Annotated in this window: 1 protein-coding gene and 1 pseudogene; both read left to right on the top strand. The window is 65.1% G+C overall.

Annotated features, from left to right (window positions below):
- Positions 1-972 (top strand): annotated as a pseudogene (gene zapE / locus JCM25156_RS25485) (cell division protein ZapE); the annotation flags it as partial.
- Positions 973-1,314: 342 nt separating this feature from the next.
- Positions 1,315-1,524 (top strand): 2-oxoglutarate dehydrogenase E1 subunit family protein (locus tag JCM25156_RS25480; protein WP_034960460.1); only part of this gene is annotated, 210 nt, incomplete at its 3' end.

Here is a 1,524-nt window from a genome sequence, read left to right as displayed (position 1 = left end):
GGCGCGGCTGGGCCTGTCCCACCCCGCGCCGGCCCCGGTTCGCCCGCGTGGGGTGTACATGGTCGGGCAGGTGGGGCGTGGCAAGACCATGCTCATGGACCTGTTCTTCAGCCTGGCCCCGGTGGAGCACAAGCGCCGGGTGCATTTCCACCGTTTCATGCAGGACGTGCACCAGCGCCTGCATGACATGAAAGCCGCCGATCCCGATCTGGCCGACCCGATTCCGCCGCTGGCCCGCCAGATCGCGCAGGAGGCGTGGCTGCTCTGCTTTGACGAATTCCAGGTCAATGACATCGCGGACGCCATGATTCTGGGCCGCCTGTTCGACTATCTGTTCGCTGATGGGGTGGTGGTGGTCGCCACGTCCAACACCCGGCCCGAAGACCTGTTTCAGGACCGCCCCGGCGCCGACGCTTCCGCCCCTTCATCGCCACGATGCTGAAGGAGGTGGATACCGTCATCCTCGATTCTCCGCGTGATTACCGGCGTGGCAACGCGCATGGCATGCAGACATGGATCACCCCGGCTGACGCCGCGGCCCGTTGCGCGCTCGATTCGATCTTCACGCGGCTGGCGGCGGGCGCGCCGGTCCGGCCGGTCACGCTGGACATCATGGGCCGCAGCCTGAAGGTGGCGCAGGCGGCGGGGCCGGTCGCGCGGTTCAGCTTCGCCGATCTGTGCGGCAGGCCGCTGGGGGCGGGTGACTATCTGGCGCTGGCCACGCGCTTTCCCAACCTGGTGCTTGATGGCGTGCCCCGCATGGGACCGGACAATTTTGACGAGGCCAGGCGCTTCATCGTCCTGATCGACACCCTGTACGAACAGAACGTCAAGCTGTTCGCCTCCGCCGATGTGGGGCCTGACGCCTTGTACGCCAGCGGGCAGGGGGCCACCGCGTTCGAGCGCACCGCGTCCCGGCTGGAGGAGATGCAGAGCGCGGCCTACATGCAGTTGCCGCATCTTTGCGCATGACGGGCGGCGGTGGCGGCAGGGTCACGCCATCGTGACGGTTATGGCGGTGGTGTGACTGATGGGGCGGTAGGCAAGCGGCACTGTCTTTGCTTGGGTATGGGCGAGTTCTCATCGGCCGGGAGTGTGGCTGTGGATATGGACATGTGCGCCGGGACGCCTTCAGGATCCGGCATATGCACGAAAATGTCAGTATGCGCGGCAAGCAGACCTGATCCTGATGAATGATGGCGGCATCCCGAAACGGGTGCGGCTAGGGTAGCGATACAAAATCGGGCCGGACATGACAGCCGGACCCGACAATAGCGCGGCCACAAAGGCCGCCAGCGAGGAGATGTCTTCAATATGGCGGGCGTAGATATTCTTTCGACCGCATTCAGCGGCGCCAATACGGCCTATCTGGCTGAATTGTATGCGCGCTGGGCGGCCGATCCCAACAGCGTCGATCCTTCCTTCGCCTCCCTGTTCTCGGCGATGGATGAGCAGGATGCGGAAATCGTTCATGATGCGGAGGGCGCTTCATGGGCGCCGCGTCCGCCCATGATCACCGGCGAC

The organism is Komagataeibacter kakiaceti JCM 25156, assembly GCF_000613305.1.
The sequence above is the reverse complement of the archived record's forward strand: the minus strand, read 5'-3'. Positions and strand labels throughout refer to the sequence as shown.